We start from the raw sequence: 1,911 nt of genomic DNA, 5'->3' as shown, positions 1-1,911 counted from the left end.
ATGCAGGAAATTAAATTGAACAATTGCGAACAGCAGAAAAGATGGGAATGGGAAAGGATTCAGGCAGGATTATTCAAGTTCAGTGTCAAAAGCCTTGCTCTTGGGCAGTATCAGCAATTTGGAGCATTCTTCATCAATGAAGGTAAAAATATTCTCATCACCTTTATGGTCGCAAAGTCTGTGATAGATGGGCAACTGACTTTGGGAGGAATGATGGCCATACAATATGTTGTAGGCCAACTCAACAGTCCCATTGAGCAGTTACTTGGTTTCTTGCAGCAATTTCAGGATGCGAAGATCAGTTTGGAGCGGCTGAATGAAATTCACGAAATGCAGGACGAAGAACCTGTGGATCAGCAATTCTTAAAAGAACTTCCTTTAAACAAAAGTATCAGCCTTCAAAACCTCAGTTTCACTTATCCTGGTGCGGGAAACGAACCTGTCCTTCAAAATATTAGTTTGAACATACCCCAGGGGAAAACCACTGCGATTGTTGGCATGAGCGGAAGTGGGAAGACGACGATCTTAAAGTTGTTGCTGAGGTTTTACGAAGCCCAAAAAGGGGAGATTAAAGTAGGCAGTACCTCTATACAACAGATTGGTTACCGGTACTGGCGGGGTAAATGTGGAATCGTGATGCAGGATGGCTTTATTTTTTCAGATACCATTGCCCGCAATATTGCGGTAGGTGATGAATATCCGGATATGGAAAAACTGTTACATGCGATTAAAGTGGCCAATATTGGTGATTTTATTGAAGAACTGCCCCTGGGCTTAAATACCAAAATTGGTGCTGCGGGAAATGGGATTAGTCAGGGCCAGCGCCAGCGGATGTTAATTGCCCGGGCGGTTTATAAGAACCCGGAATACATCTTTTTTGATGAGGCCACCAATGCCCTGGATGCCAACAATGAAAAGGTAATTATGGAAAATCTGGAAACCTTTTTTAAGGACAGAACGGTGGTTGTGGTGGCACACCGGCTAAGTACAGTAAAAAATGCAGATAACATTATTGTATTGGATAAAGGTGTGATTATAGAACAAGGAACGCACCAGGAGCTGGTCAACTCTAATGGAGAATATTATCAGCTGGTTAAAAATCAATTAGAAATGGGGGTGTAATATGGAAGTGGCAACAGAACAGGTGAAAAATCCAGATGTACGTGTAAACGGGCTGGAAGTAAATAGTGAAGAGGTACAGGAAATTATTACAGCGGTTCCTTCCTGGATACTTCGGAGGGGCATTACCCTGATTTTTGGGATATTATTGATCATTGTGGTGGCTTCTGAATTTATAGAATACCCCGATATCGTAAAGACTACGCTTAAGGTGAACTCCTTAAATGCGCCCAAGACGGTGCCTGCAAAGCAGACGGCAAAAATAGTTGCATTACTGGCCAAAGAGGGATCAATTGTAAAACAGAACCAGCCCCTTGCTTTTATGGAAAGTACGGCTAATCATAAAGATGTTCTGCGGTTGCGTGATGTGTTGGAGCAAGTCTCTGAAGGATTAAGTAATGGAAAGGTGGCCTCAGGAATATTGGTTAAAGGTTTGAACCTTGGAGAACTACAAGGTGCTTACCAGAATTTTTATCAGCAATACCTGCAGTATATTTCTGCCCAGGACGGGGGATATTATTTAAGCCGAAAAAAGTACCTGGAACAGGACCTTAAGGAAATTAACCAGTTAAAAGACCAGATCCTTGCCCAGCAAAGTGTTCAGGAAAAAGAGTACGCCAATGTGGAACATGAGTTTGAAAGTTACAAAAAGCTCTATCAGAAAGGAGTGGTGTCTACCAGTGAATATAAGCAGCAGGAGAATAAATTCCTGGCAGGCAAATACCCTTTACAACAAAGTGTTACAGCTCTAATGAACAACAACACCAGTTATGGTGCCAAGAAAAAGGAAAT

General features: G+C 42.1%; 1 protein-coding gene and 1 pseudogene. Both read left to right on the top strand.

Going from position 1 to position 1,911, the window contains the following annotated elements:
* Window positions 1-1,122 (top strand): peptidase domain-containing ABC transporter (locus R2S08_RS28785; RefSeq protein ID WP_316838346.1); only part of this gene is annotated, 1,122 nt, incomplete at its 5' end.
* Window position 1,123: 1 nt separating this feature from the next.
* Window positions 1,124-1,911, top strand: a pseudogene (locus R2S08_RS28780) (secretion protein HlyD); the annotation flags it as partial.

Source organism: Pedobacter nutrimenti, from assembly GCF_032678445.1.
In the GTDB taxonomy this organism is placed as follows: domain Bacteria; phylum Bacteroidota; class Bacteroidia; order Sphingobacteriales; family Sphingobacteriaceae; genus Pedobacter; species Pedobacter nutrimenti_A.
The sequence above is the reverse complement of the archived record's forward strand: the minus strand, read 5'-3'. Positions and strand labels throughout refer to the sequence as shown.